This is a genomic window from Kluyvera sp. (genome assembly GCF_965301105.1).
This window is the reverse complement of record NZ_CBDKZX010000027.1, coordinates 1-16,175: the sequence shown is the minus strand read 5'-3', so window position 1 is coordinate 16,175 and position 16,175 is coordinate 1. Positions and strand designations below refer to the sequence as shown.

General features: G+C 51.6%; 12 protein-coding genes. 10 read left to right on the top strand and 2 right to left on the bottom strand.

The window, feature by feature from the left end:
* Positions 1-187: 187 nt before the first annotated feature.
* Positions 188-1,846: a glutamine--tRNA ligase gene (gene glnS / locus ACW14G_RS11585; protein ID WP_163449159.1), complete on the bottom strand. Its 1,659-nt coding sequence runs from the start codon at positions 1,844-1,846 to the stop codon at positions 188-190.
* A gap of 184 nt (positions 1,847-2,030) precedes the next feature.
* Positions 2,031-3,980, bottom strand: a complete 1,950-nt coding sequence (nagE, locus tag ACW14G_RS11580) for a PTS N-acetyl glucosamine transporter subunit IIABC (RefSeq protein ID WP_163449158.1) — start codon at positions 3,978-3,980, stop codon at positions 2,031-2,033.
* A gap of 346 nt (positions 3,981-4,326) precedes the next feature.
* Here nagE and nagB point away from each other — a divergent pair, with 346 nt between their 5' ends.
* The 10 genes from nagB (at position 4,327) to asnB (ending at position 15,809) form a co-directional block, all read left to right on the top strand.
* Positions 4,327-5,127, top strand: coding sequence for a glucosamine-6-phosphate deaminase (nagB, locus tag ACW14G_RS11575; protein ID WP_064548283.1), 801 nt, complete (start codon positions 4,327-4,329; stop codon positions 5,125-5,127).
* Between the two features lie 59 nt (positions 5,128-5,186).
* The gene (gene nagA / locus ACW14G_RS11570) at positions 5,187-6,335 is read left to right on the top strand and encodes an N-acetylglucosamine-6-phosphate deacetylase (protein ID WP_163449157.1); all 1,149 of its coding nucleotides are present in this window, start codon (positions 5,187-5,189) and stop codon (positions 6,333-6,335) included.
* Positions 6,336-6,343: 8 nt separating this feature from the next.
* The gene (gene nagC, locus ACW14G_RS11565) at positions 6,344-7,564 is read left to right on the top strand and encodes a DNA-binding transcriptional regulator NagC (protein ID WP_163449156.1); all 1,221 of its coding nucleotides are present in this window, start codon (positions 6,344-6,346) and stop codon (positions 7,562-7,564) included.
* Positions 7,565-7,686: 122 nt separating this feature from the next.
* Positions 7,687-7,986, top strand: a complete 300-nt coding sequence (locus tag ACW14G_RS11560; protein ID WP_271458520.1) for a type II toxin-antitoxin system MqsR family toxin — start codon at positions 7,687-7,689, stop codon at positions 7,984-7,986.
* A gap of 1 nt (position 7,987) precedes the next feature.
* Positions 7,988-8,392 (top strand): type II TA system antitoxin MqsA family protein, encoded by a 405-nt coding sequence (locus ACW14G_RS11555; RefSeq protein WP_419058060.1) that lies wholly within the window; start codon positions 7,988-7,990, stop codon positions 8,390-8,392.
* 86 nt (positions 8,393-8,478) lie between these two features.
* Positions 8,479-9,231 carry an HAD-IIA family hydrolase gene (locus tag ACW14G_RS11550; RefSeq protein ID WP_163449155.1) on the top strand — a complete coding sequence of 251 codons (753 nt, stop codon included), beginning with the start codon at positions 8,479-8,481 and terminating at the stop codon, positions 9,229-9,231.
* A 528-nt stretch (positions 9,232-9,759) separates the two neighbouring features.
* Positions 9,760-11,523 (top strand): alpha-glucuronidase, encoded by a 1,764-nt coding sequence (locus ACW14G_RS11545; protein WP_419057327.1) that lies wholly within the window; start codon positions 9,760-9,762, stop codon positions 11,521-11,523.
* A gap of 84 nt (positions 11,524-11,607) precedes the next feature.
* Positions 11,608-13,077: an MFS transporter gene (locus ACW14G_RS11540; protein ID WP_167576401.1), complete on the top strand. Its 1,470-nt coding sequence runs from the start codon at positions 11,608-11,610 to the stop codon at positions 13,075-13,077.
* 54 nt (positions 13,078-13,131) lie between these two features.
* Positions 13,132-13,845, top strand: coding sequence for an oligogalacturonate-specific porin KdgM family protein (locus tag ACW14G_RS11535; protein WP_346015166.1), 714 nt, complete (start codon positions 13,132-13,134; stop codon positions 13,843-13,845).
* 299 nt (positions 13,846-14,144) lie between these two features.
* The gene (asnB, locus tag ACW14G_RS11530) at positions 14,145-15,809 is read left to right on the top strand and encodes an asparagine synthase B (RefSeq protein WP_064548273.1); all 1,665 of its coding nucleotides are present in this window, start codon (positions 14,145-14,147) and stop codon (positions 15,807-15,809) included.
* Positions 15,810-16,175 lie beyond the last annotated feature (366 nt).

Here is a 16,175-nt window from a genome sequence, read left to right as displayed (position 1 = left end):
TAAAAAAGTGCGAACGTACCAGATCCAGGAAAATATTATTAATTCGCATCGCGAAACTATAAAAAGAACCGGTTTGCACATTACCGGAACAGAAAGGAACGATATGTTGCCATCGGCGCCAGGGGCATATGACCAGGCAAAAAAAAACGCCGCAAAAGCGGCGTTTTTCATCTTGGATCGGCGAGTATTAGCCAACCCAGGTATCACGTAAACCAACGGTACGGTTAAAGACCAGCTTGTCTGCCGTGCTGTAGCGGCTGTCGAGGCAGAAGTAACCCTCACGCTCGAACTGGTACGCTTTACCGGCCTCAGCGGCCTGCAGAGACGGCTCAGCATAGCCCTGCTTGATAACCAGTGACTCAGGGTTCATCACCGCCAGGAAGTCTTCTGCGGCGCCTGGGTTCGGTACGCTGAACAGACGATCGTACAGGCGAATCTCTACCGGCAGCGCGTGCGCGGCGCTAACCCAGTGAATTACGCCCTTCACTTTGCGGCCATCAGCCGGATCTTTGCTCAGGGTATCAGCATCGTAGGTACAGAAGATGGTGGTGATATTGCCTTCGGCATCTTTCTCCACGCGCTCTGCTTTCACCACATAGGCGTTACGCAGACGCACTTCTTTCCCCATCACCAGACGTTTGTACTGCTTGTTCGCTTCTTCACGGAAGTCTGCGCGATCGATCCAGATTTCAGCGCTAAACGGCACTTCACGGCTGCCCATTTCCGGTTTATTCGGATGGTTAGGCATGGAAACCATTTCGCTCTCGCCCTGGGGATAGTTTTCGATCACCAGTTTTACCGGATCGATAACCGCCATCGCGCGTGGTGCGTTTTCATTCAGATCTTCACGAATGCAGGATTCCAGCGACGCCATCTCAATGGTGTTGTCCTGCTTGGTCACGCCGATGCGCTTGCAGAACTCGCGAATGGAGGCGGCGGTGTAGCCACGGCGACGCAGACCGGAGATGGTCGGCATACGCGGGTCGTCCCAGCCTTCGACATGTTTTTCCATCACCAGCTGATTCAGCTTGCGCTTGGACATCACGGTGTATTCCAGATTCAGGCGCGAGAATTCGTACTGGCGCGGGTGAACCGGAATGGTGATGTTGTCCAGCACCCAGTCGTACAGACGACGGTTGTCCTGGAACTCCAGCGTACACAGCGAGTGGGTAATGCCTTCCAGCGCATCGCTGATGCAGTGAGTGAAGTCGTACATCGGATAGATGCACCACTTGGTGCCGGTCTGGTGGTGATCGGCAAATTTAATACGGTACAGCACCGGGTCACGCATAACGATAAACGGCGAAGCCATATCGATTTTGGCGCGCAGGCACGCGGTACCTTCCGCGAAGCCGCCGGTACGCATTTTTTCGAACAGCGCCAGGTTCTCTTCTACGCTGCGATCGCGGAATGGGCTATTTTTGCCCGGCGCAGTCAGCGAGCCGCGATATTCACGGATCTGTTCCGGCGTCAGTTCGTCAACGTAGGCCAGGCCTTTGTTGATAAGTTCTACAGCGTAGGCGTGCAGCTGATCGAAGTAATCCGAGGAGTAGCGAACGTTGCCTGACCAGTGAAAACCTAACCACTCGACATCGTTTTTGATCGACTCTACGTATTCGATATCTTCTTTCACCGGGTTGGTGTCATCGAAACGCAGGTTGCACTGGCCCTGGTAGTCTTTCGCGATACCAAAGTTCAGGCAGATAGATTTCGCGTGGCCGATGTGCAGATAGCCATTCGGCTCTGGCGGAAAACGTGTATGCACCGTGTTGTGCTTACCGGTTGCCAGATCTTCATCGATGATCTGACGAATAAAGTTAGTCGGGCGGGCTTCAGCCTCACTCATCGTGGATTCCTCAAAGCGTAAACAACGTATAACGGCACATGATCTTATAAGCCGCGCCCGGAGACAACTATTAGTTGCACAAAAAGGCGTTGTACCGATGAATATGGGGGAATTTACGGCAAAAAAAAGCGGCGGAGGAATTCCCCCGCCGCTTAAGGCATTAATCTACTTTACTCAGGAGCGATTATTTACCTTTAATCTCATACAGCGGCGTCTGACCCGCAACCACGTGACCTTCGGCTTTAATCACCAGACCGCCGAAATCATCGCTGTTACTGCATACAACTGGGCTGATCATTGAGCGTGCATTTGCGTTCAGGAAGTCCAGATCCATTTCCAGGATTGGCTGACCTGCTTTGACTTCCGCACCCTCTTCAACCAGGCGGCTGAAGCCTTTACCTTCCAGCGCTACGGTATCGATACCCATGTGGACAACGATTTCCGCGCCTTTATCTGTTTCCAGACAGAACGCATGGTTGGTGTTGAAGATTTTCACGATAGTGCCCGCAGCCGGGGAAACAACGATGTTGTCCGTTGGTTTCACCGCAATGCCGTCGCCGACCGCTTTGCTGGCGAACGCTTCGTCAGGCACCTGCTCCAGCGCCACCACATCACCGGTAATTGGCGAAACCAACGCTTCAACGGTTGCGGCGTTAGCCACTGCCTGCGGTTTTGCCGCAGCAGGTGCCGCAGCCGGCGCGCTGTCAGCAGAAGCAGCGGCAACTGGGCCACGTGCAACCACTTTCTTCATCGCATCGCCAATCGCTTCTGCTTTCGCACCCACGATAACCTGGATGGTTTGTTTGTTCAGTTTCACCACGCCGGATGCACCCAGGCGTTTACATACTGCGTCACTCACCTTCGCGGAGTCGGCAACGGTCAGGCGCAGACGGGTAATACAGGCGTCAATCGCTTTCAGGTTGTCAGTACCACCAACGGCAGCAATGTAGCTGGTCGCCAGTTGATCCAGACCTTCTTCCGTGTTGCTGTTGGCTTCGTTGGTCACAACGTTTTCGTCTTTATCTTCGCGGCCCGGCGTTTTCAGGTTAAACATGCGAATAACCACGCTGAACAGCACGAAGTAGATAACGAAGAACACCAGACCCATCACCACCAGCATCCAGACGTTCTTACTCGCTGCCGGCAGGCTGTACATCAACACGTAGTCGATAGCACCTGCGGAGAAGGAGAAGCCCGCGTGGATACCCAGCAGCGTTGCAATGAACAGGCTCACGCCGGTCAGAATCGCGTGCAGGAGGTACAGTACCGGCGCCAGGAACATGAACAGGAATTCCAGCGGCTCGGTCACACCGGTCAGGAACGCGGTGACGGCAACAGACAGCAGCATACCGCCGACCATCGGACGACGCGCTTTTGGCGCTGCGAAGTACATCGCCAGTGCCGCACCCGGCAGACCAAACATCATGATCGGGAAGAAGCCGGACATGAACATACCCGCGGTGCCGTCACCCGCATAGAAGCGGTTGATGTCGCCGTGGAATACCGCACCCGCCGCGTTGGTGAACTCACCAATCTGGAACCAGGCGATAGTGTTCAGAACCTGATGCAGACCGGTTGGGATCAGCAGACGGTTGATGAAACCAAAGATACCGGAACCCAGCGCGCCCGCGCCGACGATCCACTCACCGCCCGCATGGATAGCGTTCTGCACCGGCGGCCATACGTAGCCGAAGATGGCAGCCAGCACCAGACAGAAGAAGCCGGTTGCGATCGGCACAAAACGTTTACCGCCGAAGAAGCTCAGGAAGTCAGGCAGTTTGATACCCGCCCAACGGTTATAAACGGCACCACCGACCAGACCGGTAATGATACCGGCCAGCACACCCATGTTAATGGCCGGGTTGATAGTCACCATTGCTTTGGTCAATACGAAATAACCTACCGCACCCGCCAGCGCTGCCGCACCCGCGCTGTCTTTTGACCAGCTGGATGCCACACCGATAGCGAAGATTAGCGCCAGGTTATCAAAGATAGACCCGCCCGCCTGTGCGATAAACGCGACGTTGAGTAGATCTGGCTGACCAAATCGCAGCAACAGCGCCGCAACTGGCAGCACGGCGATAGGGAGCTGTAACGCCCTACCGAGTCGCTGGAAAAAACCTAAAATATTCATCTTATTCCCCCTACGAGACCCCGAGACGGCTCATTTAATCTAAGCCATTTTTTTATTGTGCAAAAAAGCATGACACTGCGATGTCTTGTAAACTGCATTTACACCTGTTCAGGCATCAGAGTGTGTGAAAATTTAATTCGTATCGCAAATTAAACGCGTTCTTTTTGTGACTATAGTCACCAAATATTGTTCTCACCACTCCCTTTCACTGGCTAACTATGAAAACTTATTTTATCATTCAAAAAATCAAAACGGATTGCTCCCTATCGATGCAAACAGGTTACGCTTAGAGAGTGCACGGAGACGCCATCCGCCAACTTCTTACATTTTACATTTGAGGTGAAGAATGAGACTGATTCCTCTCGTTAACGCTGAACAAGTCGGCAAATGGGCTGCTCGCCACATCGTTAACCGCATCAACGCATTTCAACCCACTGCGGACCGTCCGTTTGTCCTCGGACTGCCAACCGGCGGTACCCCGCTGGCGACCTACAAAGTGTTAGTCGAAATGCATAAAGCGGGCCAGGTTAGCTTTAAACATGTTGTCACCTTTAACATGGACGAATATGTCGGCCTGCCAAAAGAGCATCCGGAAAGCTACCACAGCTTTATGCACCGTAACTTCTTCGATCATATCGACATTCCTGAAGAAAACATCAATCTGCTGAATGGCAACGCGCCAGATGTTGACGCAGAATGCCGTCGCTATGAAGAAAAAATTCGTTCTTACGGTAAAATCCACCTGTTCATGGGCGGTGTGGGCAACGACGGTCACATTGCGTTCAACGAACCGGCATCGTCACTCTCTTCCCGTACCCGCATCAAGACGCTGACTCACGAAACCCGCGTGGCAAACTCCCGCTTCTTCGATGGCGACGTCTCACTGGTGCCAAAATATGCGCTGACCGTTGGCGTGGGCACCCTGCTGGATGCCGAAGAAGTGATGATCCTGGTGCAGGGCGCGCCGAAAGCGCTGGCGCTGCAGCAGGCGGTTGAAGGCAACGTCAACCACATGTGGACCATTACCTGTCTGCAGCTGCACCCGAAATCGCTGATCGTTTGCGACGAACCGTCCACGATGGAGCTGAAAGTTAAGACCCTGAAATATTTCAATGAATTAGAAGCTGAAAATATCAAAGGTCTGTAATGTCTTACCCGTCCCACGCCGCGGCGTGGGACAACATTTTTTGAATACCGGGGGTCGTAATGTATGCATTAACCCATGGCCGGATCTTTACCGGTCACGAAATTCTGGATGACCATGCGATTATCGTCGCCAATGGCCTTATTGAACGTATTTGCCCACTGGCTGATGTACCAGCGAACGTCGAACAGCGTTCCGTGAATGGCGCCATTCTCGCCCCTGGTTTTATCGACGTTCAGCTTAACGGCTGCGGCGGCGTACAGTTCAACGATACTGCCGAAGCGGTGACCGTTGAAACGCTGGAGATTATGCAGAAAGCCAATGAGAAATCTGGCTGCACCAGCTTCCTGCCGACGCTGATTACCACCAGCGACGACCTGATGAAACAGGGCGTACGCGTGATGCGTGAATATCTGGCCAAACATCCGAACCAGGCGCTGGGCTTGCACCTCGAAGGCCCGTGGCTGAACCTGGTGAAAAAAGGCACCCATAATCCGGAATTCGTGCGCAAGCCAGATCACGAACTGGTGCAATTCCTCTGCGACAACGCTGACGTCATCACCAAAGTGACCCTGGCGCCAGAGATGGTCGCACCGGAAGTGATTACCGCGCTGGCTAACGCCGGTATCGTGGTTTCCGCCGGGCACTCCAACGCCACGGCGAAAGAAGCGCGTATCGGTTTCCGCGCGGGCATCACCTTCGCCACCCATCTGTTTAACGCCATGCCGTACATGTCTGGCCGCGAACCAGGCCTGACCGGTGCAATTCTCGATGCGAATGAAATCTACTGCGGTATCATTGCTGATGGCCTGCATGTGGACTACATCAATATCCGTAACGCCAAACGCCTGAAAGGCGATAAGCTGTGCCTGGTCACCGACGCCACCGCACCGGCAGGCGCCAATATTGATCAGTTCATTTTTGCCGGTAAAACAATATACTACCGCAATGGTCTCTGCGTAGACGAAAACGGCACCTTGAGCGGTTCATCGCTGACGATGATCGAAGGGGTCCGCAACCTGGTCGAGCACGCTAACATTGCGCTGGACGAAGTGCTGCGTATGGCGACGCTCTACCCTGCTCGCGCGATCGGTGTTGAAAAGCACCTCGGCAGCATTGCCCCGGGTAAAGTGGCGAACCTGACCGCATTCACCCACGACTTTAAAATCATCAAGACCATCGTTAATGGCGACGAGGTCGTTACTGAGTAAGAGAAAGTATGACATCAGGCGGACAAGCTCAAATTGGTAATGTTGATCTCGTAAAACAGCTTAACAGCGCGGCCGTTTACCGCCTGATTGACCAGCATGGGCCAATCTCGCGGATTCAGATTGCCGAGCAGAGCCAGCTTGCCCCCGCCAGCGTAACCAAAATTACGCGTCAGCTTATTGAACGCGGCCTGATCAAAGAAGTCGATCAGCAGGCCTCCACCGGGGGCCGCCGCGCCATTTCTATCGTCACCGAAACCCGCAATTTCCACGCGATTGGTGTCCGTTTGGGCCGCCACGACACCACCCTGACACTGTACGATCTGAGCAGCAAGGCGGTTGCCGAAGAACACTACCCGCTGCCGGAGCGCACTCAGGAAACGCTGGAACATGCGTTGCTCAACACCATTGCCACCTTTATTGAATCGTGCCAGCGTAAAATTCGCGAGCTGATCGCCATTTCGGTGATTCTGCCCGGTCTTGTCGACCCGGAAAGCGGCATTATTCGCTATATGCCGCATATCCCGGTCGAAAACTGGCATCTGGTGGAAGCACTGGAAAAACGTTTCAAAGTCACCTGCTTTGTCGGCCACGACATCCGCAGTCTGGCGCTCGCGGAGCACTACTTTGGTGCAAGCCAGGACTGTGAAGACTCCATTCTGGTGCGCGTGCACCGCGGTACCGGCGCGGGCATTATCTCTAACGGGCGTATTTTTATTGGCCGTAATGGCAATGTGGGTGAAATCGGCCATATTCAGGTTGATCCGCTCGGCGAGCGCTGCCACTGCGGTAACTTCGGCTGTCTGGAAACCGTGGCTGCGAATGCCGCCATTGAGCAGCGCGTGCGCCATCTGCTTGAACAGGGCTACCAGAGCCGAATCACGCTTGACGATTGCCACATCAAAACCATCTGTAAGGCGGCCAATAAAGGTGACCCACTTGCCACCGAAGTTATTGAGCACGTGGGCCGCCATCTCGGGAAAACAATTGCCATCGCCATCAACCTGTTTAACCCACAAAAAGTGGTAATTGCCGGTGAGATCATCGAGGCTGACCGCGTGCTGTTACCCGCCATCGAAGGCTGCATCAATACTCAGGTTCTGAAGGCCTTCCGCAAGAATCTGCCGGTGGTGCGCTCAACCCTCGACCATCGCTCCGCGATTGGCGCTTTTGCGCTGGTTAAACGCGCCATGCTGAACGGGATTTTGCTGCAACATTTGTTGGAAGGTTAGTCGCAAATCAACGAGTAACGCGCTGCAAACGTTGATACAGCGCATTTTTAAACTCATCCTCGCTAGACATCCCCCACTGCCGGATTAACCTATTTGCCAAATTTTGCATTTAGGTTAATCTTATGGAAAAGAGAACGCCGCATACCCGTTTAGACACCATCCAAAATCTGGTCCGCGATGGACGGGTATGTATCACAAACACAGCGTTAATCAGCGCATCTCAAATCGGATTCCAGTCAAAACGAGAAATCTTTGAGGTTGTGATGGCTCTGAAAACAGGCGATTTCTACAAAAGTATGACGGCCTACCATGATCACACATGCTGGCACGACGTCTATCGTCCCACCTATAAGGGACTGCCTCTCTACATTAAATTCATCGTATCAGGCAGCCTCCTGATAGTGTCATTTAAGGAGTTGTAAAATGAAATGTCCTCTATGCAGTGGTGCAGAGCTGAAACACGAAAAGCGTGATATTCCCTATGAATACAAAGGGAACAAGACTGTATTTCACGATGTTAAAGGCCAGTACTGCGATAACTGTGGCGAAATCATCTTCGATAAGGGTGAAGGCGAAGAGTATATGGCTGGCATGGTGGAATTTAACCGGCAGATCAATGCCCGTGAGGTGGATCCTGCATTCATAGCCCGGGTACGTAAAAGTCTTGAACTCGACCAACGCCAGGCGGCTGAAATCTTTGGCGGCGGTGCGAATGCTTTTAGCCGCTACGAAACGGGACGCATTGCGCCGCCTAAGCCGCTCATATTGTTATTTAAGACGCTAGAAAAGCATCCTGAATGGTTCGAAGAGCTGAGAAAACAAGCGTAAAGCGTGAGAGAACGGCGCAACGAAGAGGCAGGCAGAAAGATAACGTGTATAATTACGCCTCTTCAAAAACAAACGCCAGGTAGTCCATGACCATTCAGAATGTAATCTGTGATATTGACGGCGTGCTGATGCACGATAATGTCGCCGTGCCGGGCGCGGCAGAATTCGTCGCGCGCGTACTGGATAAAGGTATGCCGTTTCTTTGTCTGACTAACTACCCTTCACAGACGGGTCAGGATTTAGCGAACCGTTTCGCCACCGCAGGCATCGACGTGCCTGACAGCGTATTTTACACCTCCGCCATGGCTACCGCCGATTTCCTGCGCCGCCAGGAAGGCAAAAAAGCGTACGTGGTCGGCGAAGGCGCATTGATCCACGAACTCTATAAAGCCGGGTTCACCATCACCGACGTCAACCCTGACTTCGTTATCGTGGGTGAAACGCGCTCCTTTAACTGGGAGATGATGCACAAAGCGGCATTCTTCGTGGCCAATGGCGCACGCTTCATTGCAACCAACCCGGACACGCATGGCCGCGGCTATTACCCTGCCTGTGGCGCACTGTGCGCCGGCATCGAAAAAATCTCAGGCCGTAAGCCGTTTGTCGTTGGCAAGCCAAGCCCGTGGATCATCCGCGCCGCGCTTAACAAAATGCAGGCGCATTCAGAGCAGACGGTGATCGTCGGCGATAATCTCCGCACCGATATTCTGGCCGGCTTCCAGGCTGGTCTGGAAACGATTTTGGTCCTCTCTGGCGTCTCCACCGTAGATGACATCGATGATATGCCGTTCCGGCCATCATGGATTTATCCGTCTGTGGCGGAAATCGACATTCTCTAATAGATTCACATAAATTATTGGTAGATGGATATACAGCACCATATTCATTTACCAATAATATAAATACAAAATATAAATTCACATCAACAATATTTCCCTTCCCGGTATATAACATAAATTCCCCCACGCTATTCCCACCCTGATAAAAAATGTGATCCATCATGTGAAAAATAATTATCGTAATCCCACAAGCTATTTTTATAATAGATTTCTTTAATTTCATTATTTACCCTCGCACTCATACTTGTATGGTGATCGAGAGGATAAATAATGAGACCGCGTCAGGAAATAGCCCAGCCCCGTCACTTTTCATATTGTTGGTTGCCCTCCAGCGTGGAAGGAACATGGCTTAAACCGTATTTACAAGCGGTTCATCTCCCCCATCAGGAGGACGAGAACAACCAGACATTGCTGCTGGAGATTAAACAACTCACTGCAGACACGGTAATAGCCGCCGCTCCTCATGAAGCCTCGCTAATTTTTAAACTCGAGCCCTTCACGGACTCTCAGCCATGTCATGGCGAATATTTGATTACACGCGATGATTACGCGATAACCATTACAGCCGGAGATTATGCCGGGTTACTGTATGGCTGGTTCCATTTGCTGCGTAATATCGCTAATCCAACGGGTGTGAAGGAAATAACAAAAGAACGCCCGGCTTTTACAATCCGCATGATTAACCACTGGGATAATATGGATGGCTCGATCGAGCGCGGATATGCAGGCCGTTCACTCTTTTTCGCTGATAATAAAATAAGTTACGATGAAACTCGCCTGTGCCAATACGCACGCCTGCTGGCCAGCGTCGGCATCAACGCCCTGACGATAAACAATGTTAACGTCCACCATCATGAAACCAACCTGATTCGTCAACACCTGCTGCCTGACGTTGCCCGTATCGCGGCTATTTTCCGCCGCTACGCTATCCAGCTTTTCCTGAGCGTTAACTTTGCCGCGCCTATTGAAACCGGCGAACTCGCCACGGCAGACCCCTTTGATCCGCAGGTTGTGACGTGGTGGCAGCAACGCGCCGAAGAGATTTATCAATATATTCCTGATTTTGGCGGCTACGTAGTGAAAGCGGACTCGGAGCATCGCCCTGGCCCCTTCACCTATGAGCGTACCCATGCTGACGGCGCCAATATGTTAGCGCGCTCGTTAGCTCCTTACGGGGGTCTGCTGTACTGGCGCTGCTTCGTCTACAACTGCCAGCAAAAATGGTATGACCGTAGCACCGATCGCGCCCGTGCCGCCTGGGACCACTTTGCGCCACAGGATGGGCAGTTCGATGACAACGTTATTTTGCAGATCAAAAGCGGTCCGATGGACTTCCAGGTCCGTGAACCGGTATCACCCCTGCTGGGCGCGATGCCCCACACCAACAAAGTCATGGAATTGCAAATCACCCAGGAGTATACCGGCCAGCAAATCGATCTCTGCTGGTTAGTTCCCCAGTGGAAAACCATTCTCGGCTTTGATACCCAACCAGGAAGGCACGACGCCTCGATTGCCGATATCCTTGCAGGCCGTTGTCGTCAGCACTCTATGCGCCACAGCGGCGTCACGGCGGTGGTCAACACCGGCGATCATCCCTTCTGGACGGGTCATCCGCTTGCGCAGGCCAATCTCTACGGTTATGGCCGTTTAATATGGGATCCTGAGATCGATGAACGCCTGCTGGCACAGGAGTGGTGCAAGCTCACGCTGTCTGACTCCCCCAAAACCGTCGACACCGTTAGCCAGATGCTGCTCAGCAGCTGGTTAGTTTACGAAAGCTATACCGCACCACTGGGTGTAGGCTGGATGGTACAGCCCCATCACCACTACGGTCCCGCGGTTGATGGCTACGAATACGATAGCTGGGGTACTTACCACTACGCTAACCGCTACGGTCTTGGCGTCGACCGCACCCAAAACAGCGGTACAGGATACGTAAAACAATATCATCCGCTCAACTGCCAGATGTATAACAACCCGAATCGCTGCCCGCAGGAGCTGATTTTATTCTTCCATCACCTCAAATATCGCCACGTCCTGCCTTCAGGTAAGACCGTTATCCAGCACATTTACGACAGCCACTTTAATGGCGTGGCTCAGGTTGAGGATTATATTCAAAAATGGGCTGAGCTTGCCGCTGATAAAAACATTCCAGAAGTTCTATTTCACGAAGTACAAGAGCGTTTAAATAGACAACTGAATAACGCTGAAGCCTGGCGTGACCAGGTCAACACCTATTTTTATCGTAAATCAGGTATTCATGACTCACGAAACAGAAAGATTTATCCCTGATAAATAAAAACCATTAGTCGGTGGCATTTATGCCACCGCTAAATAAATTCATCTAACTTTATGGCGTATTTCTGGAGATACCCTATGAGCACCCCTGTACCGATTAAACTGCGAACCTATATTGGTTACGGCATGACGGACCTCTTTTCCAGCGGCGCATTTTCCATTATTGCGGCGTGGTTAATGTATTTTTTTACCAACTTTTCGGGTTTGACGCCCATTCAGGCAGGATCGATTCTATTTATCGCCAAAATTATCGATACCTTCGTTAGCCCCTGCGTTGGCTATCTTACCGATAATATCGGGAATACCCGGTTAGGCCGTCGTTTTGGTCGCCGACGCATCTTCCTGCTGCTGGGCGCGGTGCTGGTTTATGTCTATTCACTGTTGTGGATCCCCGGCATGCCCTATCTTTACTATCTGGTGGTCTACCTTTCCATAGAGATCATCGGTGCGCTGGTCATCATTCCCTGGGAAACCCTCGCCTCCGAAATGACCGACGATTACAAGCAGCGCAGTATTCTGTCCGCCGTTCGTCTGTTTTATGGCGGTTTCAGTACCTGGCTCGCGACCTTCTTACCGGGACGTCTGTTTGCACATTTCGGTACGTCGGACAGCAAAGTTTTCTTCATTAACGCCGTCATTTTCTCCGTTATTTTTATGGTGGCTCTGCTGGTCACCTGGTCCACCACCTGGGAGCGTAAACAGGAAAGCACGGCAGATGCCCCTAAAGCACGCAGCTTCAGCATAAAACATATTTTTACGGATATGGCTTCTACGCTACGCGTGCGCTGCTTCCGCCAGCACCTGACCATGTACGTGCTGTCGTTTACCTCACTCGATCTGTTCTACACGGTATTTATCTATTTTATTATTTACTCGCTGAACAGCACTTCGGTGATGGCCTCAAACCTGTTGGCGGTGGGTATTTTCCTTACCGGCTGGAGTAACGCGCTGATGGCGTGGATGGTGATCCGTTATGGCCAGACCTGGAGCCTGAGAATCTGTCTGACCGTCAGCATGCTGTGCTTTTTTGTCTTTTCCGGGTTCTACTTCTGGAAGCCTTTATTGATGCTTCCCATCATGTACGTCACTTCTCTTATCTATCAGTTCTTCAAGGGTGGCTACGTCTATATTATCTGGAATATTTATCCTTTTATTCCTGATGTCGATGAATTGGTCACACGCCAACGCCGCGAAGGTGTTTTTGCTGGCGTGATGACGCTTGCCAGAAAAAGCACCTCAGCGCTGGCTGGAATGTTAATTGGCATCGTACTGCAAGCCGTCCATTTCGACGCGACCAGCAGCACTCAATCCATCACCACTATTCACGGGATTACTGCCCTGTTCTTTTTTGGCAACGTCATTTTGTTACTGCTCAGCACCATTATTGCGTTCCGCTTCAAGCTGTCGAAAGAGAATCATCAGATAGTCAAAAATGAAATTGCACGTTTGAAAAATGGCGGTTCGTTAAGCGATACGGCTCCTGAAACGAAGGCGGTACTGCACACCCTGACCGGCCTGCCGCATGAAAAATTGTGGCCCGAAAAATAACCTACTCTCATCCGAATTCAGTCGTATCGGAAATATAATTTAAATTCATAATGGATGAAAAGAATGAAAAATATCACCTTACTATCGACTGCTATTAGCCTTGCTCTTATGAGTACCTCTGCATCAGCAATGAAAATTACAGATTCCTGGGTTAACTTTCGTGAAGCTTATATGTCCGGGAGCGAACAATTCCAGACGAAAATAGAATACGGAATGAAATTGGATGACGACCTCTATTTCAGCATTCAGAATACTTCCGGGCAAGGTAAGCACTTTGATGAATTTAATAACCGCTATAATGAAATTGAATCCAACTATAAGATCCCACTTGCTTCACGCCTGTTCTTCTGGCCCGGTTTCGTTTTTAACTGGGGTTCTAACGGCAGCGCCTTTGATCCCTACGTCAAACTTGGCGTGCAGGTGACTGATAACTTCATGCTCATTGCAGGCTACCGCTATAACCAGAACAATTATCAGAGCTTCGACTATAACGGCGATTACACCGAAGATTCCAACCAGGAAGTTAACATCTGGGCCGACCTCAATGTCACCGACCGAATCTGGATGGAGTACAACTTTACCTACCATAAACGTGATGAAGATTATCGCTACGGCAATGGTTCGACCGAGAACTACGAGCATACGTTAGCCTTAAGCTACAAAATTGACGACCACTTTACGCCTTATATTGATGTCGCTTATCTGGATAAAGCCAGCGACGGCGATGACGAAAACCGGGTACGTATAGGCGTGTACTATCATTTCTGACGCTCTTATCACCCGGCAGCCTGGCGCTGTCGGGTGAGGTGCACAAATGCCACATCACACGCCCGCAAGAAAACAGAATCGATAAAAAAATCCGCATAAAAATGAAGATTCATCAATAACAGGAGATTCTACGTACGTATTTTTTAGTATTCATTAAGCCCTATTGCATTATTTCTTCCAGAGGCTGAAAAAGCCTTGCACCCGTGCGCCCTTTACGGCATTTTTTTAGTCATGCAAAGGCAACGCGATAGCGCAACGCCACACAACAACACAGCACAACAGGGTTAACGGAGAAGTCTATGTGTTCTATTTTTGGTGTACTGGATATTAAAACTGACGCGGGCGAGCTGCGTAAAAAAGCGCTTGAGCTCTCCCGCCTGATGCGCCACCGTGGCCCGGACTGGTCCGGTATTTACGCATGCGATAAAGCCATTCTTGCGCATGAACGTTTGTCGATTGTTGACGTGAACGCCGGTGCCCAGCCGCTGTATAACGAAAAGAAAACGCACGCTCTGGCGGTCAACGGTGAAATCTACAACCATCAGGCCCTGCGTGCTGAATATGCCGATCGCTATCAGTTCCAGACCGGCTCTGACTGTGAAGTGATCCTCGCGCTGTACCAGGAAAAAGGCCCCGAGTTCCTTGACGATCTGCAGGGCATGTTCGCCTTCGCGCTGTATGACAGCGAGAAAGACGCGTATCTGATTGGCCGTGACCATATCGGTATTATCCCGCTGTACATGGGCCATGATGAATTCGGCAACTTCTATGTCGCCTCAGAAATGAAGGCGCTGACTCCGGTTTGTCGCACCATTCAGGAGTTCCCGGCAGGCAGCTACCTGTGGAGCAAAGACGGCGAAATTCGTCAGTACTATCAGCGCGACTGGTTCGATTACGACGCGGTAAAAGACAACGTCACCGACAAAAATGAGCTTCGTCAGGCGCTGGAAGAATCCGTGAAAAGCCACCTGATGTCCGACGTTCCTTACGGCGTGCTGCTGTCCGGCGGTCTGGACTCTTCGGTTATCTCGGCTATCACCAAAAAATTCGCCGCCCGTCGCGTCGAAGATCAGGAACGCTCTGAAGCCTGGTGGCCGCAGTTGCACTCTTTCGCCGTCGGTCTGGAAGGTTCACCTGACCTGAAAGCCGCGCAGGAAGTGGCTAACCACCTCGGCACCGTGCACCATGAAATTCACTTCACCGTGCAGGAAGGCCTTGATGCCATTCGTGATGTTATCTACCACATCGAAACCTATGATGTGACCACCATCCGCGCCTCCACGCCGATGTACCTGATGTCACGTAAAATCAAAGCGATGGGCATCAAAATGGTGCTGTCTGGTGAAGGTTCTGATGAAGTGTTTGGCGGCTACCTGTACTTCCATAAAGCGCCGAACGCCAAAGAACTGCACGAAGAGACCGTACGTAAGCTGCAGGCGCTGCATATGTATGACTGCGCCCGTGCCAACAAAGCCATGTCCGCCTGGGGCGTGGAAGCACGCGTGCCGTTCCTGGATAAAAAATTCCTCGATGTGGCAATGCGCATCAACCCGCAGGACAAAATGTGCGGCAACGGTAAAATGGAAAAACACGTGCTTCGCGAGTGCTTCGAATCCTATCTGCCGGCAAGCGTGGCGTGGCGCCAGAAAGAGCAGTTCTCTGACGGTGTTGGCTACAGCTGGATTGATACGCTGAAAGAAGTGGCGGCAAAACAGGTGACCGACCAGCAACTGGAAACCGCACACTTCCGTTTCCCGTACAACACGCCGAGCTCAAAAGAAGGCTACCTGTACCGTGAAATCTTTGAAGAGCTGTTCCCGGTGCCGAGCGCTGCGGAATGCGTACCGGGTGGCCCGTCCGTAGCATGTTCCTCTGCGAAAGCCATTGAGTGGGATGAAGCGTTTAAAACCATGGACGATCCGTCTGGCCGTGCGGTAGGCGTGCATCAGTCTGCTTATAAGTAAGCACGATGTTTTAATGGCAGGGCCCCGATGGCGACATCGGGGCCCTGCTTCTTTCTGCTGCCGGCAAACCCACGTTTGCAGTGATAACAATCATTTCTTAAACCGGTGCCAGAACCCACTAGCCAACGCACTGTGAAGGGTCTATTTTACGTTTGGGATAACGGTAAATAGCCAATAATTGCCGAATAATGCGCCAGGCTGTTCGCAACCTAACCAAACAGTCACATTCCGGTGAATTTCATTGAAAAAGGTGTTGACGGTCCAGGGCTCAATACGCATAATGCGCCCCGCAACGCCGATAAGGTAACGCGAAAAAAAGATGGCTACGTAGCTCAGTTGGTTAGAGCACATCACTCATAATGATGG

Bases quoted from the DNA above. Each gene is read 5' to 3' on its own strand.
- glnS (WP_163449159.1), bottom strand. From the start codon at position 1,846: ATGAGTGAGGCTGAAGCCCGCCCGACTAACTTTATTCGTCAGATCATC.
- nagE (WP_163449158.1), bottom strand. From the start codon at position 3,980: ATGAATATTTTAGGTTTTTTCCAGCGACTCGGTAGGGCGTTACAGCTC.
- nagB (WP_064548283.1), top strand. From the start codon at position 4,327: ATGAGACTGATTCCTCTCGTTAACGCTGAACAAGTCGGCAAATGGGCT.
- nagA (WP_163449157.1), top strand. From the start codon at position 5,187: ATGTATGCATTAACCCATGGCCGGATCTTTACCGGTCACGAAATTCTG.
- nagC (WP_163449156.1), top strand. From the start codon at position 6,344: ATGACATCAGGCGGACAAGCTCAAATTGGTAATGTTGATCTCGTAAAA.
- ACW14G_RS11560 (WP_271458520.1), top strand. From the start codon at position 7,687: ATGGAAAAGAGAACGCCGCATACCCGTTTAGACACCATCCAAAATCTG.
- ACW14G_RS11555 (WP_419058060.1), top strand. From the start codon at position 7,988: ATGAAATGTCCTCTATGCAGTGGTGCAGAGCTGAAACACGAAAAGCGT.
- ACW14G_RS11550 (WP_163449155.1), top strand. From the start codon at position 8,479: ATGACCATTCAGAATGTAATCTGTGATATTGACGGCGTGCTGATGCAC.
- ACW14G_RS11540 (WP_167576401.1), top strand. From the start codon at position 11,608: ATGAGCACCCCTGTACCGATTAAACTGCGAACCTATATTGGTTACGGC.
- ACW14G_RS11535 (WP_346015166.1), top strand. From the start codon at position 13,132: ATGAAAAGAATGAAAAATATCACCTTACTATCGACTGCTATTAGCCTT.
- asnB (WP_064548273.1), top strand. From the start codon at position 14,145: ATGTGTTCTATTTTTGGTGTACTGGATATTAAAACTGACGCGGGCGAG.